Annotated in this window: 26 protein-coding genes; 10 read left to right on the top strand and 16 right to left on the bottom strand. The window is 54.1% G+C overall.

Going from position 1 to position 24,416, the window contains the following annotated elements:
- Window positions 1–124 precede the first annotated feature (124 nt).
- The 3 genes from ptsH (at window position 125) to crr (ending at window position 2,818) form a co-directional block, all read left to right on the top strand.
- Entirely contained in the window at window positions 125–382 is a 258-nt protein-coding gene (gene ptsH / locus SC206_RS17605; protein ID WP_003038086.1) for a phosphocarrier protein Hpr, read from the top strand.
- A gap of 151 nt (window positions 383–533) precedes the next feature.
- A complete protein-coding gene (gene ptsI, locus SC206_RS17600) occupies window positions 534–2,261 on the top strand; it encodes a phosphoenolpyruvate-protein phosphotransferase PtsI (RefSeq protein ID WP_332739228.1) in 1,728 nt (575 codons plus the stop codon).
- Between the two features lie 47 nt (window positions 2,262–2,308).
- Window positions 2,309–2,818 (top strand): PTS glucose transporter subunit IIA, encoded by a 510-nt coding sequence (gene crr / locus SC206_RS17595; RefSeq protein ID WP_332739226.1) that lies wholly within the window; start codon window positions 2,309–2,311, stop codon window positions 2,816–2,818.
- A 75-nt stretch (window positions 2,819–2,893) separates the two neighbouring features.
- Here the strand turns inward: crr and SC206_RS17590 are convergent, their stop codons facing one another.
- The 9 genes from SC206_RS17590 to SC206_RS17550 all read right to left on the bottom strand — a co-directional run bounded on the left by SC206_RS17590 (window position 2,894) and on the right by SC206_RS17550 (window position 11,406).
- Window positions 2,894–4,249 (bottom strand): HAMP domain-containing sensor histidine kinase, encoded by a 1,356-nt coding sequence (locus tag SC206_RS17590; RefSeq protein ID WP_332739224.1) that lies wholly within the window; start codon window positions 4,247–4,249, stop codon window positions 2,894–2,896.
- Window positions 4,230–4,913: a response regulator transcription factor gene (locus SC206_RS17585; RefSeq protein ID WP_332739222.1), complete on the bottom strand. Its 684-nt coding sequence runs from the start codon at window positions 4,911–4,913 to the stop codon at window positions 4,230–4,232. Before SC206_RS17585 ends, SC206_RS17590 begins: the two co-directional genes overlap by 20 nt.
- 115 nt (window positions 4,914–5,028) lie before the next feature.
- On the bottom strand, window positions 5,029–5,910 hold the full coding sequence (cysM, locus tag SC206_RS17580; RefSeq protein WP_332739219.1) for a cysteine synthase CysM: 882 nt from the start codon (window positions 5,908–5,910) through the stop codon (window positions 5,029–5,031).
- 168 nt (window positions 5,911–6,078) lie between these two features.
- Window positions 6,079–7,173, bottom strand: a complete 1,095-nt coding sequence (gene cysA, locus SC206_RS17575) for a sulfate/thiosulfate ABC transporter ATP-binding protein CysA (protein WP_332739218.1) — start codon at window positions 7,171–7,173, stop codon at window positions 6,079–6,081.
- Window positions 7,163–8,038 carry a sulfate/thiosulfate ABC transporter permease CysW gene (gene cysW, locus SC206_RS17570; RefSeq protein ID WP_332739217.1) on the bottom strand — a complete coding sequence of 292 codons (876 nt, stop codon included), beginning with the start codon at window positions 8,036–8,038 and terminating at the stop codon, window positions 7,163–7,165. The genes cysA and cysW overlap by 11 nt, the downstream gene beginning before the upstream one ends.
- Entirely contained in the window at window positions 8,038–8,868 is an 831-nt protein-coding gene (gene cysT, locus SC206_RS17565) for a sulfate/thiosulfate ABC transporter permease CysT (protein ID WP_332739215.1), read from the bottom strand. The genes cysW and cysT overlap by 1 nt, the downstream gene beginning before the upstream one ends.
- Window positions 8,868–9,896: a sulfate ABC transporter substrate-binding protein gene (locus SC206_RS17560; RefSeq protein WP_332739213.1), complete on the bottom strand. Its 1,029-nt coding sequence runs from the start codon at window positions 9,894–9,896 to the stop codon at window positions 8,868–8,870. Before SC206_RS17560 ends, cysT begins: the two co-directional genes overlap by 1 nt.
- 371 nt (window positions 9,897–10,267) lie before the next feature.
- On the bottom strand, window positions 10,268–10,855 hold the full coding sequence (locus SC206_RS17555; protein ID WP_332739210.1) for an RpoE-regulated lipoprotein: 588 nt from the start codon (window positions 10,853–10,855) through the stop codon (window positions 10,268–10,270).
- A 107-nt stretch (window positions 10,856–10,962) separates the two neighbouring features.
- Window positions 10,963–11,406, bottom strand: a complete 444-nt coding sequence (locus SC206_RS17550) for a DUF2919 domain-containing protein (RefSeq protein WP_332739209.1) — start codon at window positions 11,404–11,406, stop codon at window positions 10,963–10,965.
- A gap of 270 nt (window positions 11,407–11,676) precedes the next feature.
- On the opposite strand from SC206_RS17550, the gene SC206_RS17545 reads away from it, so the two are divergent.
- The gene (locus tag SC206_RS17545; RefSeq protein WP_332739247.1) at window positions 11,677–12,075 is read left to right on the top strand and encodes a YgiW/YdeI family stress tolerance OB fold protein; all 399 of its coding nucleotides are present in this window, start codon (window positions 11,677–11,679) and stop codon (window positions 12,073–12,075) included.
- A gap of 121 nt (window positions 12,076–12,196) precedes the next feature.
- Here the strand turns inward: SC206_RS17545 and SC206_RS17540 are convergent, their stop codons facing one another.
- Window positions 12,197–12,622 (bottom strand): GNAT family acetyltransferase, encoded by a 426-nt coding sequence (locus SC206_RS17540; protein WP_332739207.1) that lies wholly within the window; start codon window positions 12,620–12,622, stop codon window positions 12,197–12,199.
- Window positions 12,623–12,918: 296 nt separating this feature from the next.
- On the opposite strand from SC206_RS17540, the gene amiA reads away from it, so the two are divergent.
- The 3 genes from amiA to SC206_RS17525 are packed head-to-tail and all read left to right on the top strand — an operon-like array spanning window position 12,919 to window position 15,247.
- A complete protein-coding gene (amiA, locus tag SC206_RS17535; RefSeq protein WP_332739205.1) occupies window positions 12,919–13,803 on the top strand; it encodes an N-acetylmuramoyl-L-alanine amidase AmiA in 885 nt (294 codons plus the stop codon).
- 56 nt (window positions 13,804–13,859) lie between these two features.
- Window positions 13,860–14,795: an oxygen-dependent coproporphyrinogen oxidase gene (gene hemF / locus SC206_RS17530; RefSeq protein ID WP_332739203.1), complete on the top strand. Its 936-nt coding sequence runs from the start codon at window positions 13,860–13,862 to the stop codon at window positions 14,793–14,795.
- Entirely contained in the window at window positions 14,795–15,247 is a 453-nt protein-coding gene (locus SC206_RS17525; RefSeq protein WP_332739201.1) for a YaiI/YqxD family protein, read from the top strand. The genes hemF and SC206_RS17525 overlap by 1 nt, the downstream gene beginning before the upstream one ends.
- 38 nt (window positions 15,248–15,285) lie before the next feature.
- Here the strand turns inward: SC206_RS17525 and SC206_RS17520 are convergent, their stop codons facing one another.
- The 6 genes from SC206_RS17520 to SC206_RS17495 all read right to left on the bottom strand — a co-directional run bounded on the left by SC206_RS17520 (window position 15,286) and on the right by SC206_RS17495 (window position 22,201).
- Window positions 15,286–16,248: a sugar-binding transcriptional regulator gene (locus tag SC206_RS17520; RefSeq protein WP_332739199.1), complete on the bottom strand. Its 963-nt coding sequence runs from the start codon at window positions 16,246–16,248 to the stop codon at window positions 15,286–15,288.
- Between the two features lie 268 nt (window positions 16,249–16,516).
- Complete coding sequence (locus SC206_RS17515; RefSeq protein WP_332739197.1) at window positions 16,517–17,374, bottom strand: phosphogluconate dehydrogenase C-terminal domain-containing protein; 858 nt, start codon at window positions 17,372–17,374, stop codon at window positions 16,517–16,519.
- Between the two features lie 64 nt (window positions 17,375–17,438).
- Entirely contained in the window at window positions 17,439–18,245 is an 807-nt protein-coding gene (locus tag SC206_RS17510) for a sugar phosphate isomerase/epimerase family protein (RefSeq protein ID WP_332739246.1), read from the bottom strand.
- A 2-nt stretch (window positions 18,246–18,247) separates the two neighbouring features.
- Window positions 18,248–19,048: a triose-phosphate isomerase family protein gene (locus SC206_RS17505; protein ID WP_332739195.1), complete on the bottom strand. Its 801-nt coding sequence runs from the start codon at window positions 19,046–19,048 to the stop codon at window positions 18,248–18,250.
- Window positions 19,048–20,808: a dihydroxyacetone kinase family protein gene (locus SC206_RS17500; RefSeq protein WP_332739193.1), complete on the bottom strand. Its 1,761-nt coding sequence runs from the start codon at window positions 20,806–20,808 to the stop codon at window positions 19,048–19,050. Before SC206_RS17500 ends, SC206_RS17505 begins: the two co-directional genes overlap by 1 nt.
- A 10-nt stretch (window positions 20,809–20,818) precedes the next feature.
- The gene (locus tag SC206_RS17495) at window positions 20,819–22,201 is read right to left on the bottom strand and encodes an MFS transporter (protein WP_332739191.1); all 1,383 of its coding nucleotides are present in this window, start codon (window positions 22,199–22,201) and stop codon (window positions 20,819–20,821) included.
- 523 nt (window positions 22,202–22,724) lie between these two features.
- Between SC206_RS17495 and rpiB the strand changes: the two genes are divergently transcribed.
- From rpiB to SC206_RS22090, 3 genes are all read left to right on the top strand, one after another.
- Window positions 22,725–23,174, top strand: coding sequence for a ribose 5-phosphate isomerase B (gene rpiB, locus SC206_RS17490; RefSeq protein ID WP_332739189.1), 450 nt, complete (start codon window positions 22,725–22,727; stop codon window positions 23,172–23,174).
- A gap of 210 nt (window positions 23,175–23,384) precedes the next feature.
- Window positions 23,385–24,335: a transaldolase gene (gene tal / locus SC206_RS17485; RefSeq protein ID WP_332739187.1), complete on the top strand. Its 951-nt coding sequence runs from the start codon at window positions 23,385–23,387 to the stop codon at window positions 24,333–24,335.
- Window positions 24,336–24,351: 16 nt separating this feature from the next.
- A partial coding sequence (locus SC206_RS22090; protein WP_373417573.1) for a hypothetical protein occupies window positions 24,352–24,416 on the top strand: 65 nt, incomplete at its 3' end.

Raw genomic sequence — 24,416 nt, 5'->3', positions numbered from 1 at the left:
TTTCCTGTTGCATCGGAGTTTGCCTCTGAATCTTCACGGGCACGAATCTCACAGGCTAAAGCACGGTTCATGGACTAAACTTTAGCTCCACAACATTACTTTAAATTAGGTTGGGGAAACATCAATGTTCCAGCAAGAAGTTACTATTACTGCTCCAAATGGTCTGCATACTCGTCCTGCTGCACAATTTGTGAAGGAAGCAAAAGGTTTCACTTCAGACATTACCGTGACCTCAAACGGGAAAAGTGCCAGCGCTAAAAGCCTGTTCAAACTGCAAACTCTGGGTCTGACTCAGGGCACCGTGGTGACCCTTTCCGCTGAAGGCGAAGACGAGCAGAAAGCCGTCGAGCACTTGGTAAAACTGATGGCAGAGCTCGAGTAAGAAGCTTGGTCAGAGAGACAATAACAGGACGTTGTTATTCCTAAGTCAATACCCTTTTAAGTCAAACGCTTACGAGTCAAAAACTTAATGCTGTAATGATGTCCTGATCGGTTTCTGAAGAGTTAACACCAGTCAACAGTAAGGTAGGGTTATGATTTCAGGCATTTTAGTATCTCCCGGTATTGCTTTCGGCAAGGCATTGTTGCTGAAAGAAGATGAAATTGTCATCGACCGGAAAAAAATCGCTCCTGAGAAAGTCGATCAGGAAGTTGAACGTTTTCTGTCTGGCCGTGCGAAAGCCTCTGCACAGCTGGAAACGATCAAGACCAAAGCCGGCGAGACCTTCGGTGAAGAGAAAGAAGCCATCTTCGAAGGCCACATCATGTTGTTGGAAGACGAAGAGCTAGAACAAGAAATCATAGCCCTCATCAAAGATGACAAATCCTCCGCCGACGCCGCCGCCTACTCCGTGATTGAAGGCCAGGCCAAGGCATTGGAAGAGCTTGACGACGAATACCTGAAAGAGCGCGCCGCCGACGTGCGTGACATCGGTAAACGCCTGTTGCGTAACATTCTGGGCATGCCAATTATCGATTTGGGCACCATTCAGGATGAAGTGATTCTGGTCGCCACCGACCTGACCCCTTCCGAAACCGCGCAGCTGAACCTGAACAAGGTGCTGGGTTTCATTACCGATTTGGGTGGCCGTACTTCGCACACCTCAATCATGGCGCGTTCTCTGGAATTACCGGCTATCGTCGGCACCAGCGATGTGACCAAGCAAGTCAAAAATGACGACTATTTAATCCTCGACGCCGTGAACAATAAAATCTACGTCAACCCGACGCCTGAGGTTATTGAAGAGCTGAAAGCCGATTACAGTCAGTACGTTAGCGAAAAAGACGAGCTGGCAAAACTTAAAGACCTGCCGGCGATTACGCTGGACGGCCATCAGGTTGAAGTCTGTGCCAACATCGGTACCGTGCGCGACGTCGCCGGTGCAGAGCGTAATGGCGCAGAAGGCGTGGGCCTGTATCGCACCGAGTTCCTGTTTATGGACCGCGACAGCCTGCCAACCGAAGAAGAGCAGTTCCAGGCTTACAAAGCCGTGGCCGAAGCGATGGGCTCACAGGCGGTTATCGTGCGCACCATGGATATCGGCGGCGACAAAGATTTGCCGTACATGAATCTGCCGAAGGAAGAGAACCCGTTCCTCGGCTGGCGTGCAATCCGTATCTGTCTGGATCGCAAAGAAATTCTGCATGACCAGCTGCGTGCGATTCTGCGTGCTTCTGCCTTCGGCAAACTGCGCATCATGTTCCCGATGGTGATTTCCGTCGAAGAAGTGCGCGAGCTAAAAGGCGAGCTGAACCTGCTGAAAGCCCAGCTGCGTGACGAAAACAAAGCCTTTGACGAGACGATCGAAATGGGCGTGATGGTCGAAACACCGGCCGCTGCCGTGATTGCTCATCATCTGGCGAAAGAAGTTGATTTCTTCAGTATTGGTACAAACGACCTTACCCAGTATACTCTGGCAGTAGATCGCGGTAATGAACTGATTTCTCATCTTTATAATCCGATGTCCCCGTCAGTGCTTGCACTTATCAAGCAAGTTATTGATGCATCACATGCCGCAGGGAAATGGACGGGCATGTGTGGAGAGCTAGCAGGTGATGAACGTGCTACACTTCTCTTATTGGGCATGGGTCTGGATGAGTTCAGCATGAGCGCTATCTCAATCCCACGCATCAAGAAAATAATTCGTAATACAAACTTCGAAGATGTGAAGGCGCTGGCAGAAGAGGCTCTAGCCCAACCTACGGCGCAAGAGCTGATGAATTTGGTGAACAAATTCATTGAAGAGAAAACACTCTGCTAATTGCGCATTGCTGGAAAGCTGCCCAAATTAATGCTTAGGAGAAGATCATGGGTTTGTTCGATAAATTAAAATCATTGGTTTCTGATGATAAGAAAGATCTCGGTACAATTGAAATTGTTGCGCCGATTTCTGGTGAAATTGTCAATATTGAAGATGTACCCGATGTGGTTTTTGCCGAGAAAATCGTCGGTGATGGTATTGCCATTAAACCTTCGGGCAGCAAAATCGTGGCACCGGTTGACGGTACCATCGGTAAAATCTTTGAAACTAACCATGCTTTCTCAATCGAATCCGACAGCGGCATCGAGCTGTTTGTTCACTTCGGTATCGACACCGTCGAGCTGAAGGGTGAAGGTTTCAAGCGCATCGCCGAGGAAGGGCAGCGCGTGAAGAAAGGCGATTTGATTATCGAGTTTGATCTGGCCCTGCTGGAAGAGAAAGCCAAGTCGACCCTGACGCCGGTTGTTATCTCTAACATGGATGAGATTAAAGAGCTGATTAAACTGTCTGGCAGCGTCGTGGTCGGTGAAACCCCGATTATTCGTATCAGAAAGTAATTCGCTTTTACGAGAACTCGCTTCCAATAAAAAACGGCGCTGATTGCGCCGTTTTTTTTGTCTATCTATTTAAACTTAAACCAGACTTTTCCAATGCGGTACTTTGAGGTCGATAATAAGCCCTCTCGGCGAGCCGTTGCGTGCATCAATCTTACCATGATGTGCAACCATCACTTTTTTGGTGATCGCCAGCCCAAGGCCGTATCCCTTTCCAGAAAGCGGTGACATTACTCTGACGAACGGGTCAAAAATGCTCGACAGCTTGTCTTCTTCCACGCCCGGTCCCTGATCCGCCACCTGCACGCACAGATAATTATCTTGGGTTTTCAGTGACACATTAATCGCCTGCCCGCGCGCCGAGAAGCGCAGCGCGTTGCGCACCACGTTGTCGATAGCGCGGCGCATCAGCTCGGCATTGCCTTTGACGGTATAATCCTGATCGTCGGCGTCATTGGCGTTTAGCACAATCTCAACGCCCGGCAGCTGCGCCTCATAGCGCGCGTCGTTAACCACCGCTTCAACCAGGCCATAAAGATCAAAGTACTCTTCGTCAGGCATGATGCTGTTTTCAGTACGCGAAAGCGCCAGCAGTTCGCCTATCATCTTATCCAGCCTTCCCGCCTCATGCTCGATGCGCGTGAGTGAGGTTTCGACGTTCAGCGGGTTTTGCCGCGCCAGACCAATCGCCAGCTGAAGCCTTGCCAGCGGCGATCGCAGCTCGTGGGAGACGTCGTGCAGCAGCTCTTCGCGAGCTTTCACCAGCACCTGCAAACGCTCGGCCATCGAGTCAAAATCGCGCGCCACCTCAGACAACTCGTCGTGACGTTTACCCATGGTGGCAAAGAGGCGAACCGATAAATCTCCCTGCGAAACGCGACCAAAAGCCCGGCGCATTTGCAGCATCGGTCGAGTCAGGTTCCACGCCAGCATGGCGCTGAACAACAGCCCGCCAATTCCTCCAATCCACAAAAACGGAGGGGGCATATTAAACACGTGTTTCTCTCGAGAAGGGCGATACTCGTCCATCAATCCTTCGACGTTATAGCGCAGGCGATAGCCCTGCCCCGACGAAGTCTGAACGAATTCAACAATTTGCGACGGCGTTTTTCCGGGTTCGAGATCGTTGAGACTCTCTCCCTTAACCGGAATCATTGAAGGTTCAACGGTAAATAAACGGCGGTCATCGGCAGGCCAATCGGCAATCATCGCGTTAAGCGCAGGCAAGCCGCCGGTCTTCAAAGTTGAAACCGCCGAGGTGACCTGCAATTTAACGAAACGACGTGCAATGCTGCTTTCCGGCGGTTCGTGGTGGTAATAAAAGGTAAATACCGCCCACAACAGCTGGGTCATGATGATAAACGTCACCCAATAACCCAGCAGTATTTTCCAGAACAGCCTGCCGCGCAGGCGTTTATCTGATTCGATAGCCAATGCTTCGCACCGTTTCGATAGTCATCACTTCTCCGCCTTTCAGCGAAGCCAGCTTCTGACGAATATTGCTGATGTGAACGTCGATGCTGCGATCGTACGCTTCGCGCGGACGGCCCAGCCCTTTTTCGGACAGCTCGTCTTTCGACACCACGCGCTCGGGCGATCGCAACAGCAGCTCGAGCAGGTTGAATTCGGACGCCGTTAAATCAAACGCCACACCCTGCCACTCGCTGCTGCGGGTCGCCGGATTCAGGGTCAGATCGCCATAATTAATGGTTGAGGAGTCAGAATGGGTATCCTGCTGCTCTTCGACACGGCGCAGCACGGCGCGCAGACGCGCCACCAGCTCGCGCGGATAGCACGGCTTCGGCATGTAATCGTCGGCACCCATTTCGAGGCCGATTACGCGGTCGATGTTGTCACCCTTGGCCGTCAGCATGATGATAGGCAAACGGCTGTTTTTGCGCACCTGACGCAGCACGTCGATGCCGCTCATATCCGGCAGCATGATGTCGAGGATCATGGCGCTGTATTCGCCCGACATCGCCCCTTCAACACCCGCCTTGCCGGTCAGCACCAGATTGGCATCGAAGCCTTCGGCAATCAGGTATTCGCACAGCATGGTGCCCAGTTCGAGGTCGTCATCGACTAACAGAATTTTCATTATTTTTTTCCGCCTAACATAATTGCGCTCATTTTTACCCCTATCCTGTCACGCCGCAGCATCATTTACTCTTTATTTACCTTTCGAGCGCGATAGCAACAGAATATAAGCGTATTTAACCGAAAACGCCCGTTGAGAGGTAGCGATCGCCGCGATCGCAGATGATTGCAACGATAACCGCGCCCGGATTAGCACGAGCAATCTGTAGCGCCCCCGCAACGGCACCGCCCGAACTCACGCCGCAGAAAATGCCCTCTTCGCGCGCCAGCAAACGCATGGTTTCTTCCGCCTCGCCCTGCGCCATATCAATCACATTGTCGATGAGCTCGGGGCGATAAATGCCCGGCAGATAGGCTTCAGGCCAGCGGCGAATGCCCGGAATACTGCTGCCCTCTTCCGGCTGCAAACCGACAATTTTCACCTCTGGATGCTGTGTTTTCAAAAAGCGGCCGACGCCGGAAATCGTGCCAGTGGTGCCCATGCTGGAGACAAAATGCGTCAAACGACCCGCCGTTTGCTGCCAGATTTCAGGGCCGGTAGTCATAAAATGAGCCAGCGAATTATCGGTATTGTTGAACTGATCCAGGACCTTACCTTCGCCGCGATCGGCCATCTCCTGTGCCAGATCGCGTGCGCCTTCCATGCCCTGCTCACGGCTGACCAGCAGCAGCTCCGCGCCGTAGGCACGCATCGCGGCCTGTCTTTCCATGCTCATGTTTTCCGGCATCAGCAGTTTCATGCGATAGCCTTTAACCGCCGCAATCATCGCCAGCGCAATGCCCGTGTTGCCGCTGGTCGCTTCAATCAGTGTATCGCCGGGCCGGATTTCACCACGCTTTTCCGCCTGTTCAATCATAAACAGCGCGGCGCGATCTTTTACCGACCCCGCAGGATTATTGCCTTCCAGTTTGACCCAAATTTCGCTATCAAGATCCTTTGACAGTCGCTGTAAACGCACGAGGGGCGTATTACCGATAAATTGTTCAAGCGTGCTCACGTGGCTGCCTTTTTCAGTTGGCTTTATCTATCAACATAGCGTTTCACTATATTATTTGGATATAAGCGCTGCACCAAAACGAATAAATAATGATTAGACGATAAAAAGGGCGGTAATATCCGCCCTTTTTTTAATCATCATAATTAAAGTTTAATACTTTTAAAACTATTAGGCGCTTTTAGCCAGCTCAACCGATTGCAGCAGCTGGTCACCCGCGTATAACCGACCGTTTAAGCCGCCAACGAACAGGCGATCGCCGCGCTGCGGCGCACGATTATCCTGCGCTTCATTAAGCACCACTGAAATCGGTTCGTCGTGCCAGCCCTGAGGTTGCACGGTTAACTGCCAGAAATGGCCGCGTGGACTCACTTCCAGCACCTGCACCGGCAGCGGACAGCGCGGGTTGGCCTGCGGCGTGACTTCCATTTCCCACGGACGCAGGAACAAATCGACCTTACCCTGATGCAGCGGCGTCACCGACAGCGGCCAATGATGCTGGCCGACGTAAAGCTGCGAGCCGCGGATCTCGCCGCCAATACGGTTAACTTCGCCCATAAATTCAAGCACAAAGCGGGTTGACGGCTCGCGCCAGATGTCGATAGGCGCGCCAACCTGCTCGATATTTCCCTGACTCATCACCACCACGCGGTCAGCGACTTCCATCGCCTCTTCCTGGTCATGCGTTACAAACACGCTGGTGAACTTCAGCTCTTCGTGCAGCTGACGCAGCCAGCGGCGCAGCTCTTTACGCACCTGCGCGTCCAGTGCGCCAAACGGTTCATCGAGCAGTAAAATCTGCGGCTCGACGGCCAACGCGCGCGCCAACGCTACGCGCTGCTTCTGGCCGCCGGAAAGCTGGGCCGGAAAACGGTTGCCGAGATGACTCAGCTGAACCATCTCCAGCAGCTTGGTGACTTTCTGTTTAATCGCCTCGGCGTTCGGACGTTCGCGGCGCGGCAAGACGGTTAGGCCAAAGGCGATGTTGTCGAACACCGTCATGTGGCGGAACAGCGCATAGTGCTGGAACACGAATCCGACCTGACGATCGCGCGCGTGCAGGCGGCTCACGTCTTTGCCATGGAAGCTCAGATTGCCCGAACTCTGGTTTTCAAGACCGGCAATAATACGCAGCAGCGTGGTTTTACCGGATCCTGACGGCCCAAGCAGCGCGACCATCTGGCCGGAAGGAATATCGAGCGAGATATCATTAAGCACCTTGGTGCGACCAAAAAACTTGTTGATACCGTTAATTTCAATGCTCATTGTTTCCCTCCCGCTCAAGACGATCGTTGGTGCGCGCCAGGCGCCACTGCAAACCGCTTTTCAGAAATAGTGTGACGATTGCCAACAGGGTCAAAAGCGCCGCGGCGGTAAACGAGCCGGCAACGTTGTAATCCTGATTCAATAATTCAACCTGTAAAGGCAGCGTGTAGGTCTCGCCGCGAATCGCGCCCGACACCACCGACACTGCACCGAATTCACCTATCGCGCGGGCATTGGTCAGCACCACGCCGTACAGCAACGCCCAGCGAATGTTTGGCAGCGTGACGCGACGAAACATCTGCCAGCCCGACGCGCCAAGCAGCACGGCGGCTTCATCTTCCTGACTGCCCTGACTCAGCATCACCGGCACCAGCTCGCGAATCACAAACGGACAGGTCACGAAAATCGTCACCATCGCCATGCCCGGCCAGGCAAACATAAACTGAACGTTGTGCGCGTCAAGCCAGCCGCCGAGCGGGCCGTTGCTGCCGTAAAACAGCAGATAAAGCAGACCCGCCACCACCGGCGAGACGGCAAAAGGAATGTCGATCAGCGTCAGCAGCAGCTGGCGACCGCGAAAATCGAAGCGCGCCACCAGCCACGCCAGCAGCGTACCGAATACCAGATTGACCGGCACGGTGATCAGCGCTATCAGCACCGTCAGCCAAATCGCGTGCAGCATGTCGGGATCGGCCAGATTCTTGCCCACCGCCGCGATGCCGTCAGACAGCGCCAACACGAAAATAGAGATCATCGGCACCACCAGCAGCAGCACACAGATAATCGTGCCGAGGCCAATCAGCGACCATTTTAGCCAGTCGATACGGCGCGGTGCCGTTTCTTCAAATTGCGAAAGCTGCGACATTATTGGCCTCCCAAACGGCGGCCATAGCGGCTCTGCAAGGTGTTAATCGCGAACAGCAGAATCAGCGACGCGGCCAGAATCACCGAGGCAATCGCACTCGCGGCGGCGTAGTCAAACTGCTGTAAACGCACGAAAATCATCAGCGAGGTGACCTGCGTTTTCCAGGCGATATTCCCCGCGATAAAGATAACTGCGCCGAATTCGCCGAGGCTGCGGGTGAACGAGAGCGCCGTGCCGGCCATCAGCGAAGGCATCAGCTCGGGCAGCACCACGCGGCGGAAACTCTGCCAGCGCGACGCGCCCAGCGTTTCTGCGGCTTCTTCATATTCCGGCCCCAACTCTTCCAGCACGGGTTGCACGGTGCGCACCACAAAAGGAATGCTGGTGAAAGCCATCGCCACGGCAATACCCAGCCAGGTGTAGGCCACTTTAATATCGAACTGTGCCAGCCACTGGCCGTAAAAGCCGTTAACCGAGAACAGGCCCGCGAGGGTCAAGCCTGCCACCGCCGTCGGCAGCGCGAAAGGCAGGTCCATCAGGCCGTCGAGAATGGTTTTGCCCGGAAACTCGTAGCGAGTCAGGATCCACGCCATCAGCATGCCGAAGAAACAGTTGAAAATGCTCGCCACGCCTGCCGACAGCAGCGTCACTTTATAGGCTGCCACTACCTGCGGGTCACTCACTACCGCCCAGTACTGCGCCAGCGTCATGTGCGACAGCTGAATAATCAGCGCGCTCAAAGGCAGCAATAACACCAGACAAACGAACAGCAGGCTGCTGCCCAGACTTAGCGTGAAGCCGGGTAATACGCGTTTGGTCGCCAACAACATTACGGACGTCCCTGCGCGATCAGTTTATCCAGCTCACCGCCGGTTTCGAAATGGGTTTTCATGACTTCTGGCCATCCTCCAAATTGATCTTCAACGTTAAACAGCTTGGTCGGCGGAAACTGCCCCTTTGCCTGTTCCATAATTTGCTTGTCATACACGCGGTAGCTGAAGCTGGTGATAATTTTCTGCGCCTCAGGACTCCACAAATAGTTCAGATAGGCTTTAGCCGCTTTCTCGGTGCCGTTCTTCTCGACATTCTTGTCGACCCACGCCACCGGGAACTCCGCCAGAATATCGACCGGCGGCACGATGACGTCGAACTTGTCGGCGCCGTACTGTTTGCGAATGTTATTCACTTCCGATTCAAAACTGATCAGCACGTCGCCCAGCCCACGCTCGACAAAACTGGTGGTTGCGCCGCGTCCGCCGATATCAAAAACTTCGACGTTCTTGATAAGTCGCGCCATTTTCTCGCGGGTCTGCTGCTGATCTTTATTATCGGCAAGATTAAACGCGCCCCAGGCGGCTAAATAGGTATAACGGCCATTGCCTGAGGTCTTTGGATTCGGAAACACCAGCTTGACGTCGCCTCGCGTCAGGTCGTCCCAGCTGTGAATATTTTTCGGGTTTCCCTTACGAACCAGAAACGCCATGGTCGAGTAAAACGGCGAGCTGTTATTCGGTAACCGGCTCTGCCAATTCGCCGCCACAAAATTACCGCGATCGTGCAAAATTTGCACATCGGTAATCTGATTATAAGTCACCACGTCGGCCTTCAGGCCTTGCAGAATCGCCAGCGCCTGTTTTGACGATCCCGCGTGTGACTGTTTAATCTCGAGTTTGTCGCCATTATTTTGCGCCGCCCACTGTTTTTCAAACGGCGGATTCAGCGCGGCAAACAGTTCTCGCGACACGTCATAAGAGCTGTTGAGCAGCTCCGTTGCAGAGACGGAGGCAACACCACCGGCAATCAGCAGCAAGGCAAACGCACCTTTTAACGCCCTATTCTTTACCGATGTGTGAGTCATTTTCTGCCCTAAAGGATGTAGCTATAGAGGTGTAGTGTATTTATAACTTAGGAGATACCTGAAGGGGTTTTATATATCGTTTGGTGATTTGCAAGCATCAAAAGCTATAAGCCATGCGGAACAAGGGAAAATAAGGATCTCGAGAAAAGCAGAATTGGAAAAAAATCTAAAAACTCACCCTAAGTCATTGGTGCTGTAGCAAGGCGGTACAAATCTGCCTGGAGCAGATTTGAACGCTACTCGTAGCGGCCCCTTTGGGGCGAGTCCCACGGATGGGACGAGTAACATTGGGAAGCCCCGGGAGCTTACATGAGTAAGTGACCGGGGTGAGCAAGCGAAGCTAACGCAGCTACGGTGCCAAGGACGACGGGTTAGTTGGTATGCCAGATGATTTTGGAAACAGTCCAGCTTTTTAGATTTTCATCGGCAGGCATCAGTTCGTCCGGGCCATCCCAGTTGCCGCTGAAGACATAGCTAACATGTTGACTGTTAGGCGCTTTACACTCGACGTTGCGGGCATCATCGCCCTGCCCTTTCTGGCAGGCGTCAAAAGCTTTGCTGTAGAGCGAGCTAAACGGCGCGCCGATTTTCACGCCCCACTGGCTTTCTACGTCGGGGTCGGTCACTTCAATGCGCTGGACCTTGCCTTTCGGCTCGCCAGAGACCACCAGCTTGACGGTTTTGCCGTCCATCGCCTCATAAAAGGTGCGCATTTTTCCGTTGCTCATCGACATGCCGCTGCGCAGTTTATAGTCACCATCAAGCCCGTCACTCACGGCGCTTTCAGTTAGCGGCGTACTGGCGGTTAATTTACCTACGCCCTGTTCGGTCACTTCGAGGCTGCTGCCAAACCAGTTCATGGGATTGAAGCTGGAAAGGCTCGGCGCGTGCATGTTGGCGAGCGTCGAACAGCCCGTCAGCATAAGGGGCAGCGCCAGCCACAGTGGGCGAATAGTCATGTATTACACTCCTTGATTGTCATCGCATATTTCATCGTATTGAACCGTTGGAGTGCATCCGCGGCAAAAAGTGCCGCAGCGTCTTTCACTCAAATGATTTGATGGTATTAAATCAGGCGTCGCGCTTCGTCAAAACAGGCGCGCAGGCGGCGGCTCAGCAACCAATAGGCCAACGCGCCGGCATCGAGCAGCGCGAGGGCAATATCGACCACGTTCGGCTCGTCCATCGACTGCCAAATCCCCAGCCCCTGTAACGCGAAGGTGATAAACATTCCCGCCAGCAGCAGCCAATAGCTCATCTGCCACACCTTTGGCCAACTATGACGACGGCCGCTCAGCAGGAAAATAATCGCGGGCGGCAGGCCCAGACAGATGCCCGACCAAAAAGATTGGCGATCGGGATAAAGCAGCGACAACAGCGAGTCGCCCTGCTGACGCGACGCACCGGCCATAATAAACACCAGCCAGGTTCGTGCCTGCAATACTAAAATTGCCCAAAACCACAGCGGCAGACGGAGCATGCCGTGGCTGTTGTAATCGTCAGGATTCATAGCCTGGAAAATTCTCTCTCAAATTTTAATGATGCTAAACCACAGGGCAAAAACTCAACGGCAATGCGCAGCAGGCCTCGGTTTTTCTCATCTATTGTGTCTATTGTGGCCTGCGCGCACGCGGAATGGCCATCGCGTTCAGCATAAATTAAGCCAACTTAAGAACTTGTTAAGAACACTCTGCTTTACTGTTTATCAGGGCGGCAGATGATTCATCAATCCCAGCCGCTCAATGTTCACTGAACTCTACATTTAAGGATGACTATTATGATGAAGAAGATAGCTCTGGCAAGCGTGATCGCACTGGCAACCCTTCCGGCTCTGGCACAGAACAGCGGCGGTTTTAATGACCCTAGCGCGCCTCATGCGCAAAACCTGCAGGGAAAAGGCGGCTTCTCCGGCGATAACGCAGCACTTACCAGCGTGAAAGAGGCGAAAAACCTGAAGGACGATCAGTGGGTACGCCTTGAAGGTCATATTGAGAAACGTACGGGCGACGAGAAATATATTTTCCGTGACGCTTCCGGCACGATTACCGCCGACATTGACGACGATCGCTGGAAAGGTCAGAACATCACGCCGAAAGACAAGGTGCGTCTGGAAGGTGAAATTGATAAAGACTGGAACTCGGAAGAGATTGATGTCAAAAGAATTAGCGTGATCAACTAATGATTAGTTTTCAGTCGGTTGGCATTCACTGCAAGCGTTGACCGTAATCCGCTGTTCACCCTCTCTTTCCCCTTTGTTTTAAAATGCGGGGAACAAAATGCGGGGAAAGAGAGGCGCAACATCAGTATTCCTGATCGACAATTAGCCGTTTGCCGAGGCTGATGCTCTCAACCACTTCGTAGTCGAGTTTTTCATACATGCTGATCACGGCGTCGTTTTCGGCGCGCACCATCAGGTTGATTTTTGGACAACCGCGGGCAATCAGCTTCTTCTCGAGGCGATTCATTAGCGCGTTGGCAATGCCGCGACCGCGATATTCCGGATGCACGCCGAGATAATAGGCCGATCCGCGATGGCCGTCGTAGCCGCCCATCACCGTTCCCACCACTTCACCACTCACTTCCGCGACTAAAAACAGCTCGGGATCGTGGTTCATCTTACGCTCGATGTCCAATTCTGGGTCGTTCCACGGGCGCAGCAAATCACAGCGCTCCCATATGGTCAGCACTTCTTCGAAATCTTGTTGGGTAAATACGCGAATTTCCATCACTCTTCGCCGCTGTTAATAATTTATTCATTGATTATCGCGGGATCTGCGGGAGACGCAATATCAAAATGCCGGCTTTTGGGGCGTTGGGCGCTTTTTTTGACAATCCGATACCTATTTTTTTACTGATTGTTGCGTGATTAATCACATAACCAATAAAAATCAGGAAAATATCAGACTGGGAAAATGTTAAAAACGCCGACATTGTTAATAAACAGCAATAGTTCTGCTGTCGATTATGCTGAATGGATACTATATAACATCCGCATTCTGCTTTTATTAAGGGCTGCGGACCGATGCTTAATCCACTGAATAAATTTCTCCACTTCCAACCGCTTCCTCGCTCTGCCAGCCGTCGTCAGGTGCTGCTCAGCGGCCTTGGTTTAGCCATTGGCGCGTTCGGCAGCCGCTTTGCGCAGGCACAGCAGGCGGAACACGTGACCAAAACCGCGCCCAAACCTAAGCCGCCGGGGGCTAAAAAGCTGGTGATGATCGACCCGGGTCACGGCGGTATTGACTCCGGTGCCGTCGGCCATGAAGGCTCGGAAGAGAAACACGTGGTGCTGGAAATCGCCAACTACGTGCGCCAGCATCTCTCCAGCCATCCGAATATCGAGGTCAAGCTGACGCGCGAAGCCGATCACTTTATTCCGCTTTATCAGCGTGTTGAAATCGCCCACCAGCATCAGGCCGATCTCTTCGTGTCGATTCACGCCGACGGTTTTACCAGCCCCGAAGCCAGCGGCGCGTCCGTATTTGCCCTCTCAAATCGCGGTGCCAGCAGTACCATGGCGAAATATTTGATGAATAAAGAGAACGACGCCGACTTGGTCGCCGGGGCGAAATACAAAGATGCCGATAACAACTATTTGCAGCAGGTGCTTTTTGATCTGGTGCAAACCGACACCATCAAAAACAGCCTGACGCTGGGCCATCACGTGCTCGACCGCATTCGTCCGATTCACCATTTGCACAGCCAGCAGACGGAGCAGGCAGCCTTTGCGGTGCTGAAATCGCCGTCGATTCCGTCGATTCTGGTAGAAACCTCGTTTATTACCAATCATCAGGAAGAGCAATTGCTGAGCACCACCGCGTTCCGACAGGAAATTGCCGGGGCGATTTCGCAGGGCATCGTCAATTTCTTCGCCTATTTCGATGCTCACGAGCGAAAACCGCGCTAACGGTGCAAAACGGCGGGCGATTCGGGCTATAATGTTGCCCTCTTTGTCCGCCAGCCATGAGTTTGCCCGTGAATCAATTACCTGATATCGACCAAGTAAAAGCCTTTCTGTTGACCCTGCAAGAGCAAATTTGCCAAAAACTGGCCGCCGCCGATGGCCGCGCGCAGTTCAAACAAGATCAATGGGTTAGAGAAGAAGGCGGCGGCGGCCAGAGTCGGGTGTTGACCAACGGCGCGCTGTTTGAACAGGCTGGCGTTAATTTCTCCCACGTTTCCGGCGCCACCCTTCCCGCGTCAGCGACCGCGCACCGTCCAGAGCTGGCGGGCCGCAGCTTTCAGGCGATGGGCGTCTCTTTAGTTATTCATCCATTAAGCCCGTACATTCCCACCAGCCACGCCAACGTGCGCTTCTTCATTGCCGAAAAACCCGGCGAAGATCCCGTATGGTGGTTTGGCGGCGGTTTCGACCTGACGCCCTATTACGGCTTTGAAGAAGACGCCCGCCACTGGCACCAAACCGCCGCCAACCTCTGCGCGCCGTTTGGCGACGACGTCTATTCAAAATATAAAAAATGGTGCGACGACTACTTCTTTATCAAGCATCGAAACGAGGCGCGCGGCATTGGCGGCCTGTTCTTCGATGATTTGAACACCCCCGATTTCACTGAATGCTTCGCCTTTATGCAGGCGGTCGGCAACGGCTTTACCGACGCTTACCTGCCCATCGTTGAAAAACGTAAAGCGTTAAGCTGGGGCGAACGCGAACGCGATTTCCAGCTCTATCGCCGTGGGCGTTACGTAGAATTCAATTTAGTGTGGGACCGTGGCACACTCTTTGGCCTGCAAACAGGCGGTCGCACTGAATCTATTTTGATGTCGATGCCGCCTCTGGTGCGTTGGGAATACGGTTTCGAACCGGAAGAAAATAGCCCTGAAGCCGCGCTGTACCGCGATTTCCTGCCGGTTCGTGACTGGCTGGCGGAGGCGAAATAATGCAGATTTGGGTCGATGCCGATGCCTGTCCGAACGTCATCAAAGAGGTGTTATTCCGCGCCGCCGAACGCACGGGCGTAATGGTGACGCTGGTCGCCAACCAGATTATCCGCACGCCGCCGTCGCGCTTTTTGCGCACGCTGCGCGTCGAAGCCGGATTTGACGTCGCCGACAATGAAATTGTTAAACGTGTCGAAACGGGTGATTTGGTGATTACGGCGGACATTCCGCTGGCGGCGGAAGTTATCGAAAAAGGCGGCGTGGCGCTGAATCCGCGCGGCGAACGTTACACCACCGAAACCATCCGCGAACGGCTGAATATGCGCGATTTCATGGACACCATGCGCGCCAGCGGCGTGCAGACTGGCGGTCCACCGGCGTTAAACCAGCGCGACCGCCAACAGTTCGCCAACGAGCTGGATAAATGGCTGGTGCAGGCGAAGAAAGGCTAAAGAGTTTTAAAGACTCTTTACTATTGCGACACTCTTTACTACTGAGACATGTTGAGCAGCGTGCGGATATTCAGCGCCGAGGTGGCAATAATGTCGATCGCCCCGGTGCGCAGCGCGCCCAAAATCGCCAGCGCCTTGGTATTTTCCGAGGCGATGGCAATCACGCACGGGATCTGCCTCAGCTCGTCGATACTCAGCCCGATGACGCGCTCGTTCATCACCGTGTCAACGTGCTGGCCTTGGGCGTTGAAAAAGTCATAACCTGCCACGTCACCAATAACGCCCTGATTAAGGTTGGCATCAATTATCTCATGCGGCGTAAACCAGCCCAGCTTGACCATGTAACTGTTTTCATTCATATCGCCGATACCAACCAGCGCGATATCCGCCTTGCGGGCGCGATCCAGCGTTTCATTAATGGTGCCATTGCGCATAAACGCTTCGCGCTGGGATTTCTCTTCGACATAGGCCGGCGCATAAAGCGTTTCGCTGATGCCGCCAAACTTTTTCGCCAACCGACGGCTGATATGATCGGCATTAATCGAGTCGCCCGGGCGATGCGTGCCGCCAATACCGCAAATAAACTTGCACTGCCGTTCAGGCATGCTGCCCGGATGATCGGCCACGGCGGCAACGTTTCGCCCCTGCCCGACCGTGACGACCGTTTGATCTTTTAGCGTCGAAGCCAGATAGTTCGAAACCAACGCGGCCACCTGACGACGCTGCTCTTCTTCGTCCTGATGATCGAGCGCAATCAGCGCGCGTTTAATCGGAAAACGTTCCAGCATCTGCTGCTCGAGACGCGTACTGAACACGGGGTGATAGCGCACGTTTATTTCAACGATGCCCTCTTCTTTCGCCCGTTTGAGCAAACGCCCAACTTTGATACGCGAAATACCGAACTTTTTAGCGATCTCTTCCTGAGTAATTTCGTCTTGATAATAGGCGACGGCGATCTCGGTCAAAAGTTCGTTATCTTGAATGATGTTTTGCTTTTCCATTGACGGCTCGATTCTCCTGGCAAATTCTGCCTTTTTATACGCTATTCGAGGTTTTATGACTATATGGTTTGTGACTGCCAGACTATATGGTTTGTGATTGCCAGATGTTTTATGACTGCCAGGTTCACAACTGTTAGGGCATAACGACAGGATGACAGTAACAAGGCGGGAAGAGAGTACGGGAAGAGAGAAACGGGATGCGAACCACAAAAGTCTGCATCACCGTTTCTGTTTTAGCTTTCAGTTTCTAACACAAAGCCGATAGCGATTATCGTTTGATAGCGTCGATTTTCAGCATGCGGGCAATCACGATATCCAGCTCTTTCTCTTCGAAAATCTGTTTCCAGTCTTCTTTGATGATTTTTTCGCGGCCATATTCCATCGCAATCATGCAGGCGTCGGAGAATGGGTTGGTGCTGCGGAAGGCCACGGCCAGCGCAATCTGAATGTGACCATAAAGCATCGCTTTGGCCGCTTCTTCAGGCACACCGCAAGATTTCACGGTTTCGTCCAGCGCTTCTTTCATGAAAGAACCGACCATACAGGCGACGGTTTCTACCAGCGTTGGCTCGAGATAGGCCAGCTGTTTTACCGTTACCCAATGCACCTGCTCAACCGGGCCGTACATGATGCTGACCACTTTCGCCAACTCGGTACGATCGGCTTCGCTGCCCTGCTCGTAAGAGGCTGCCACGTGCTGAATCGCCGCAATGCCGCCAAAGGCGTCGGCGTGCTCTTCTTTGGTGTAACGCTCAAGGAACACGGACGGGTGACACGGGTGCGCCACGGCGTATTTGATGTCGTCACGCTGGGCTATCAGGTTGGCGTAAGCGGCCGCCGGATCCAGCGTCAGCAGCACCGCGCCCGCTTTCATTTTCGGAACGATAGCGGTCGAAACCGCACCCAGCGCGATATCCGGCACCGCCAGAATGACTACGTCACTTAATGGCACAACGCTGTCGGCTTCGGAGATTTCGCGGCCCTGCGCTGAAACCTGCTCCTGCGCGCGCGGCGAGTTTTCACAGTAAAACACCTGATAACCGCTTTTCTGGAAATTGGCAGAAATACGCATGCCCATTTTGCCACCGGCACCCAGAACGGTAATGGTTTTCAAAGTCGTTGTCATAATCTGTTCCTCACTGAAATATTGGCGAATGTATAAAATTAGCGTTCATGTCTCGACAATCGGCCTAGCGTGCGGCCTGTCGAGCCAGCAGAAATTCAAGGTTGTGACGCGTCCAGGCATCTTCCATGGCACAGGTCGCGTCGGCGTCTTCCTGCCACGGCAGCCAGTGTTCGATAATCTGATTAATGCCGCGCGCGTCGGGCTGCACCTCGGCGACCATCGCGTCGTAGTCCAGCAGGCCTTCGCCCATCGGACAGCCCGCGAAGGTGAATCCAACCCAGCCGTCGCGGCGCGAGAAGGCGAAATCTTTAACGTGCAGATTGAGCACGTAAGGCGCGGTGCTGCTGATCACCTCTTTCGGGGTTTCCAGCGCCGCCACGCAGTTGGCCGGATCAAGGCAAATGCCGAGCCACGGCGAATTAAAATGTTTTACTACGGCCAGATTGCTGGCGGTCGGCACCTGCTCGTAAGTCTCGATACAGAGCGCAATTTCATGACGTTCAAATTCAGGCAAAATTTGCGCCAATTGCTGCTGCGCCTCGTCGAGGGTCGGACGAGAATCAGGGCTGTTGAACATCGAGCGCAAAATTTTGGCATCCAGCGCTCTGGCAAGCTGCAAATAGCGGCCAAGATGGTCGGCTTTCAGCCCGCGCGTGCCTAATTCGAGCACCACGTCGAGCGCCTCCGCGCGCTGCCTCAGCTTTTCGAGGCCTTCTGCCGACAGGCTTTCTATCGGCGCGTAATCACAAATCTGAAAAACCTTGCCGCCCAGCTCGGCGGTGTTTTCCAACATGGCATCCAGCCCCATTGGCGCGGGGACTCGCTCGGAAAGACGCCAGAAATAGGCATAAGTGCTAAGTCCAATCGCCATCATTAGCTCCTGTTGGCAGTGGAAAGAAGAAGCGCAGACGCTTCATCGAGAATGGCTTTATAGGCCGCCGGTTGGTGCGAAAAACGGCCGAGGAACAGGCCACCGGTGCGACTGCCGAGTTGGGTCAAGAGTCCCGGACCCGCGCTGCCGCCGTAAATCACGCGACGATCGCCGTGCGCGCTGCTTAATGACAAACGCGCCGCCAACCCTTCACAGACTTCGCCGATAAATTCCGCCGAGGCAGGCTCTTTCGCGCCAATCGCCCATTGCGGTTCGTAGGCCAGAATTGCGTCGCCGCTCAGGCCCGCTTTTTCTGCCGGACCCAGCGCCTGCTGCGCCTGTGCGACAGCCTGTCCAATCGCCTGCGCCGCCGTGCAGCGCTCTGCTTCGCCAATGCAAATCACGGGGATCAGCGAATTTTGTAGCGCAGCCGTGGTTTTATCCGCGATCTGTTTGTCATTTTCGGCGAAATAACGGCGGCGTTCGGCGTGGCCGATTTCAACATAACCGCAGCCCATTTCGCGCAGCATCGCGCCGCTGACTTCGCCGGTGTAAGCGCCCGCATCTTCCCAAAACATATTCTGCGCGCCGACGTTGACCGAGGTACCGCGAAAAGCCTCTATCGCGCCCGCAATCGCCGGTAAAGAGGGAAACACAAACAGCTCAACCAGTCCGTCGCGGTGCCCGTCGCGAGTAACCGGATGATTTTTAACGATTTCAGCTATCTGCCGCGACCATTCCAGCGTCTGCTGATAGCCAAAATACATCTTGAGGCTCACCCCCAGCGTCAGTTGCGGTTTCATTAGACTTGCTCCTCGCGCGGCGTGATCGGTGAAGATTTCGTGCCGCTAAATAAAGGCAGCAGCGCGTTGACGATTAAGGCGAGTGAAACGGCACCGGCGTCTGGCGTGCCCAAACTCTTCTCTGCCAGCGGACGCGCGCGGCCCATTTTTGGTCGCAGATGCGCGGTGGCCTTGGCCTGCGTGTCGGCTTCCTGCGCAGCGAGTTCCCAGGCGAGGGCGAAATCGTCACCGGCCTGAACGCGCGCGCTCAGGGTGTCGCTGAAAGGAACCAGCACGTCGACCAGCGTTTTGTCGCCGACCTTGGCTTTACCAAAGTGCATGATGCCCTCTTTGGCTTTGCGCACGCCCTCCGCCACGCTGTGGGCGTCGGGATATTTTTCGTCGCCGAATACGGTGCCCAGCGCGTTGAGCGCCATGCCCCACAGCGCACCGGAAGTTCCGCCCGCGCGGTCGGCCCAGGCATCGGCAGACTGTTGCAATAACGTGCCGGCTCCCGCACCGCGCAGCAGCATTTCGGCGGCTTTTTCTGCCGCGGCCAACGCCCCGCGCTCCATGCCGATTCCGTGGTCACCGTCTCCGGCGACGGCGTCGATTCTGCCCAATTCATCGGCGTGCGTGACAATGGTCTGCGCCAAGTTGTTCAACACGCCGACCATACACTGGGCGGCTTTTTTCGACGCTTCGCTGGCGTGCGGCACGTTTATCGTTACCGCTTCATCGATTTTTTGCGCTGCCAGCGGCTCGGCGGCAATCACCGAACCTTTGCGAAACGCTGGCGCATCGGCCGGTGCGCGCCACAGCGCTTCCAGCTCTTCGTCAAGCCAGAACAGCGTCAGAGACGCGCCCGCCATGTTAAAGCTGGTGACGAATTCGCCTACTTCGGCGTCGACCGCCTCGATGCCCGCTTCACTCAACAGCTGGGCAATGCGGCGATAAACCACGAACAGCTCTTCGTATTTCACCGAACCCAGCCCGTTAAGGATTACCCCGACGCGTTGCCCCCTGGCGTTGGCGACGTCGTCTGGTAACTCATCGAGCAGGCTTTTAACCAACACTTCGGCCAGTTCGTCGGCGGTCGGAATATCCGATTCGCCAATGCCCGGTTCGCCGTGAATCCCCATGCCGAGCGCCATTTTGCCCTGCGGCACGCTAAACAAAGGATGATCCGCGCCCGGCAGCGTACAGCCGCTGAAGGCGACGCCGAACGAACGGATACGCTGGTTTGCCAGTCGGGCAATGCGCGTCACTTCGACCAGCGACAGGCCCTGCTCGGCGGCGACGGCGGCGGCTTTAAACACCACCAAATCGCCCGCTACGCCACGACGCTTTTCGCGTTCGGCCTTGCTGGCGCTGGAAATATCGTCGGTTACCAGCACGATTTCGCACGGAATGCCTTCGGCAATCAGACGATCGCGGGCCAGTCCAAAGTGCAGCACGTCTCCGGCATAGTTGCCGAAAGTCAGCAGCACGCCGCCGCCGTTATTGGCCGCGCGCGCCACGGTACAAATCTGCTGCGCCGACGGCGAGGCAAACAGATTGCCCATCGCCGCGCCGTGCGCCATGCCCTGCCCGACTAATCCCGCAAAGGCTGGATAATGACCTGATCCCCCGCCAATCACGACAGCGACGCTGCCCGGTTTACTGCGCGTGCTGCGAACCACGCCGCCCGGCACCTGGCGAACTTTTGCAGCATGCGCTGCGACGAATCCTTCGATCAGCTCATTGGCAAACGCTGAAGGCTTGTTGAATAAATAGGTCATTTCACTACTCCTAGACAGCTTTTGCGGAAGTCGAGTCTTTAAGGGTGGAGGCAGCCGGTTTTACCGGACGCTGGGTCGCGCGCAGCAGCACCATCAATACCGCCGAAAGCAGCATGAATCCGCCGACCACCATCATCGGAACCGTATAACTAGACGTGGCATCGTGCAGCGCACCGGTCACGTATCCGGCAGAGAAACCGGCGACGTTGCCAAGGGTGTTGATTAATGCCACGGCAGCCGCGGCAGAAGCGCCGGACAGGAACTGCGTCGGCAGGGTCCAGAAATTCGGCAGCGCGGCAAAGATGGAACAGGCGGTAATGGTGATCACGGCGATAGTGGCCGCCGGAGAATCCATGTACAGCGCCAGCGGCACGCTTATCCCACCGACTAAGGCAGGCAGCGCGATGTGCCAGGTTTTGCAGCCGCGTTTTGAGGCGTCACGCGACCAGAAGAACATCACCACGGCAGCAACCAGATAAGGAATGCCGGTAACCAGCCCTTTTTGCAGCACGGTGAAGGTCACGCCGAACTGCTGCTGGAATCCGCCGATGATGGTCGGCAGGAAGAATGCCAGCGCATAAAGGCCATAAACGAAGCCGAAATAAATCATGCACAGCATCCAGACGCGGCCGCTGGTGAAGGCGGCTTTCAGGCCCTGATGTCCGTGAGTCGTTTTCTTGCCGCTTTCTTCCTTTTCCAGCTCGGTTTCAAGCCAGACGCGCTCTTCAGTGGTCAGCCATTTAGCATCTTTAGGCTTATCAACCAGATAGAACCAGGCTGCAATCCCGATAAGAATCGCCGGAATAGAAACGCCGAGGAACATCACGCGCCAGCCTTCGAGTCCAAACAGGCCATGTTGATTGATAAACCACGCGGCCAGCGGCGCACCAAAGACCACGGTCAGCGGCTGAGCGAGATAGAACAGCGCCAGAATTTTGGAGCGATAGCGCGCCGGAACCCAGGCACTGAGGAAGAAAATGGCTCCCGGGAAGAAGCCAGCTTCTGCCACGCCCAATAGCAGACGCAGGCCGTAAAGCCCTTCGACGCTGCTTACCCAGGTAAACAGCAACGAAACGATACCCCACGAAACCATGATGCGCGCCAACCAGCGACGTGCGCCGTAGCGATGCAAGGCCAGATTGCTCGGCACTTCAAGCAGGATGTAGCCCACAAAAAAGATGCCGGATGCCAGACCAAACTGCGCAACCTGAATCCCCAGATCCTTAATCATGCCGTTTGGACCCGCGAAAGAGATGGCGGTCCGGTCAAGGAAGTTAATAAAGAACATCAGCGCCACGAAGGGCACCAGACGAATACAGATTTTGCGAATCGCCGATTTTTCGGCGGCCCCCGGTATTGATGCTTCCTGATTAGATAAATGCTGCGTGGTCATTTTCTTACCCCTTCTGCCCGCGGGCAGGCAAAGCATTGACTGAGGAGCTTCTGGCGTGCTGGTACGAGCAGCGTTCAAAAGCGCGGGATGACTCATCCGACGCTGCAAAATGTTCAATTCTTGTAGGGCTTTTGCAGGGTGTTTTCACGGTCTCATCCTCTGACGGGTTTTGAGTTGTTCATTAATTCCATGGGTGAACATATGAACACTATATCTTTCGCTTAACATTGCCTACAACCTAATAACAAAAGTGTGACGAGACTCTAAAACCTGAGGCAAACGGGTTAACTAAGATAAAACTCCCTCTTTTGTTCAAAACATTTAATTCACCAGCCCCATTATCGATCGCCATCACAAAAACATATGAACACCTATTGAACATATGTTTTAATTTGCGTTATCTTGTTTATCACTCGTTGCGCAGCACGCTTGCTTTTTGTGGTCGCAGCATAAAAATGGCCGTTGCAGTAGACGCCATCACGCACGCTCACTGTCATAACTGACTAATCAGGCAGGAAAAATTATGTTACCTATTGCGATTGGCGCCGATGATGCGGCGATTGAACTGAAAAACATCGTCAAAGCCTATATTCAGGCACAAGGTCTAGAAGTGGCTGATTACAGTCAGGATGCCAACAATCCGCTCTATCCGGATATTGCTTTCACCGTGGCTACGGCCGTTAAAGACGGGAAATTCGAGCGCGGGATTTTGCTGTGCGGTACCGGTATCGGAATGAGCATTGTGGCGAATAAAGTGCCCGGCATTCGCGCCGCGCAGTGCCACGACACCTACTCCGCCGAACGCGCCCGTAAAAGCAACAATGCGCAGATCATGACCTTGGGGGCACGCGTTATTGGTCCTGAATTGGCTAAATCGATCGTGGCAGCGTGGTTGGCATCCGAATTCGAAGGCGGCGGCTCAACCAGCAAAGTCGAGAAAATTGGCTATTATGAAGGATTGAAAAGCGCGTAATGTTTTTGCTTCTGCGGGCCTTGCTGTCTCCCAGCAATTAAGGCCCGCCAACAGGCCTCTCTAACCTGTTGATTTCAATAGCCATAGTTCTGGCCCATCACAACAATAAGAAAAAGCGCATTCAATGTGTTAATAAAATGATGCAGTCTATGTACTCTAATTAAAATGTAATGACATGATGCTGTATCGATTCTTCTTAAGGAGCTAGAGATGAACCAGTTAGACGCACTCAAACAGCTAACCACGGTCGTTGCGGATAGCGGTGACATTGAGTCCATCCGCCATTTCGAACCGCAGGACGCGACCACCAACCCTTCATTGATTCTCAAAGCTGCCGACCTTCCTCAATACCAGTCTCTGATTAAAGAAGCGCTCGACTACGCCCGCAAACAGGGCGGCACGAAAGAAACGCAAATCATTAACGCCTCCGACAAGCTGGCCGTGAATATTGGTCTCGAGATCCTCAAAAGCGTTCCGGGCCGTATTTCGACCGAAGTCGACGCGCGTTTGTCTTTCGACCGCGGCATGTGCGTAGCAAAAGCGCGCAAGCTGATTGGCATGTATCAGGAGCACGGCATTGAAAAATCCCGCATTCTGATCAAGCTGGCCTCCACTTGGGAAGGCATCAAGGCGGCAGAAGAGCTGGAAAAAGAAGGCATTAACTGTAACTTGACCCTGCTGTTCTCCTTTGCTCAGGCCCGCGCCTGCGCCGAAGCCGGTGTCTACCTGATTTCACCTTTCGTAGGCCGTATCTACGACTGGTATCAAGCCAAAACCCCGAACGCGGCTTATGACGTGGCTAAAGATCCGGGCGTGAAGTCCGTATCCGACATTTATAAGTACTATAAAGAACATCGCTACCAGACCGTTATCATGGGTGCGAGCTTCCGTAAAGTGGATCAGATTCTGGCGCTGGCCGGCTGTGACCGTTTGACGATTTCTCCGAACCTGCTCGAAGAATTGAAAAACAGCGACGCGCCGGTTGAACGTAAACTGACTCCGTCGACCGAAGCCTACCACCAGCCAGCCCCGCTGGCCGAAGAAGAGTTCCGCTGGCAGCATAACCAAGACCCAATGGCGGTTGAGAAGCTGTCTGAAGGCATCCGTACGTTCGCTGTCGACCAGCAGAAGCTGGAAGATATGCTGTCCGCTCAACTGTAATCAACTGGAGTAGAACATGTCCTCTCGTAAAGAGCTTGCGAACGCTATCCGCGCACTCAGCATGGACGCCGTGCAGAAAGC

It is taken from the genome of Rouxiella sp. T17 (assembly GCF_036663475.1).
In the GTDB taxonomy this organism is placed as follows: Bacteria; Pseudomonadota; Gammaproteobacteria; order Enterobacterales; family Enterobacteriaceae; genus Rouxiella.
This window is presented reverse-complemented; position numbering and strand designations above follow the sequence as displayed.

Coding starts and splice junctions, on each gene's coding strand:
- ptsH (WP_003038086.1), top strand. CDS start 125: ATGTTCCAGCAAGAAGTTACTATTACTGCTCCAAATGGTCTGCATACT.
- ptsI (WP_332739228.1), top strand. CDS start 534: ATGATTTCAGGCATTTTAGTATCTCCCGGTATTGCTTTCGGCAAGGCA.
- crr (WP_332739226.1), top strand. CDS start 2,309: ATGGGTTTGTTCGATAAATTAAAATCATTGGTTTCTGATGATAAGAAA.
- SC206_RS17585 (WP_332739222.1), bottom strand. CDS start 4,913: ATGAAAATTCTGTTAGTCGATGACGACCTCGAACTGGGCACCATGCTG.
- cysA (WP_332739218.1), bottom strand. CDS start 7,173: ATGAGCATTGAAATTAACGGTATCAACAAGTTTTTTGGTCGCACCAAG.
- cysW (WP_332739217.1), bottom strand. CDS start 8,038: ATGTCGCAGCTTTCGCAATTTGAAGAAACGGCACCGCGCCGTATCGAC.
- cysT (WP_332739215.1), bottom strand. CDS start 8,868: ATGTTGTTGGCGACCAAACGCGTATTACCCGGCTTCACGCTAAGTCTG.
- SC206_RS17560 (WP_332739213.1), bottom strand. CDS start 9,896: ATGACTCACACATCGGTAAAGAATAGGGCGTTAAAAGGTGCGTTTGCC.
- SC206_RS17555 (WP_332739210.1), bottom strand. CDS start 10,855: ATGACTATTCGCCCACTGTGGCTGGCGCTGCCCCTTATGCTGACGGGC.
- SC206_RS17550 (WP_332739209.1), bottom strand. CDS start 11,406: ATGAATCCTGACGATTACAACAGCCACGGCATGCTCCGTCTGCCGCTG.
- SC206_RS17545 (WP_332739247.1), top strand. CDS start 11,677: ATGAAGAAGATAGCTCTGGCAAGCGTGATCGCACTGGCAACCCTTCCG.
- SC206_RS17540 (WP_332739207.1), bottom strand. CDS start 12,622: ATGGAAATTCGCGTATTTACCCAACAAGATTTCGAAGAAGTGCTGACC.
- amiA (WP_332739205.1), top strand. CDS start 12,919: ATGCTTAATCCACTGAATAAATTTCTCCACTTCCAACCGCTTCCTCGC.
- hemF (WP_332739203.1), top strand. CDS start 13,860: ATGAGTTTGCCCGTGAATCAATTACCTGATATCGACCAAGTAAAAGCC.
- SC206_RS17525 (WP_332739201.1), top strand. CDS start 14,795: ATGCAGATTTGGGTCGATGCCGATGCCTGTCCGAACGTCATCAAAGAG.
- SC206_RS17520 (WP_332739199.1), bottom strand. CDS start 16,248: ATGGAAAAGCAAAACATCATTCAAGATAACGAACTTTTGACCGAGATC.
- SC206_RS17515 (WP_332739197.1), bottom strand. CDS start 17,374: ATGACAACGACTTTGAAAACCATTACCGTTCTGGGTGCCGGTGGCAAA.
- SC206_RS17510 (WP_332739246.1), bottom strand. CDS start 18,245: ATGGCGATTGGACTTAGCACTTATGCCTATTTCTGGCGTCTTTCCGAG.
- SC206_RS17505 (WP_332739195.1), bottom strand. CDS start 19,048: ATGAAACCGCAACTGACGCTGGGGGTGAGCCTCAAGATGTATTTTGGC.
- SC206_RS17500 (WP_332739193.1), bottom strand. CDS start 20,808: ATGACCTATTTATTCAACAAGCCTTCAGCGTTTGCCAATGAGCTGATC.
- SC206_RS17495 (WP_332739191.1), bottom strand. CDS start 22,201: ATGACCACGCAGCATTTATCTAATCAGGAAGCATCAATACCGGGGGCC.
- rpiB (WP_332739189.1), top strand. CDS start 22,725: ATGTTACCTATTGCGATTGGCGCCGATGATGCGGCGATTGAACTGAAA.
- tal (WP_332739187.1), top strand. CDS start 23,385: ATGAACCAGTTAGACGCACTCAAACAGCTAACCACGGTCGTTGCGGAT.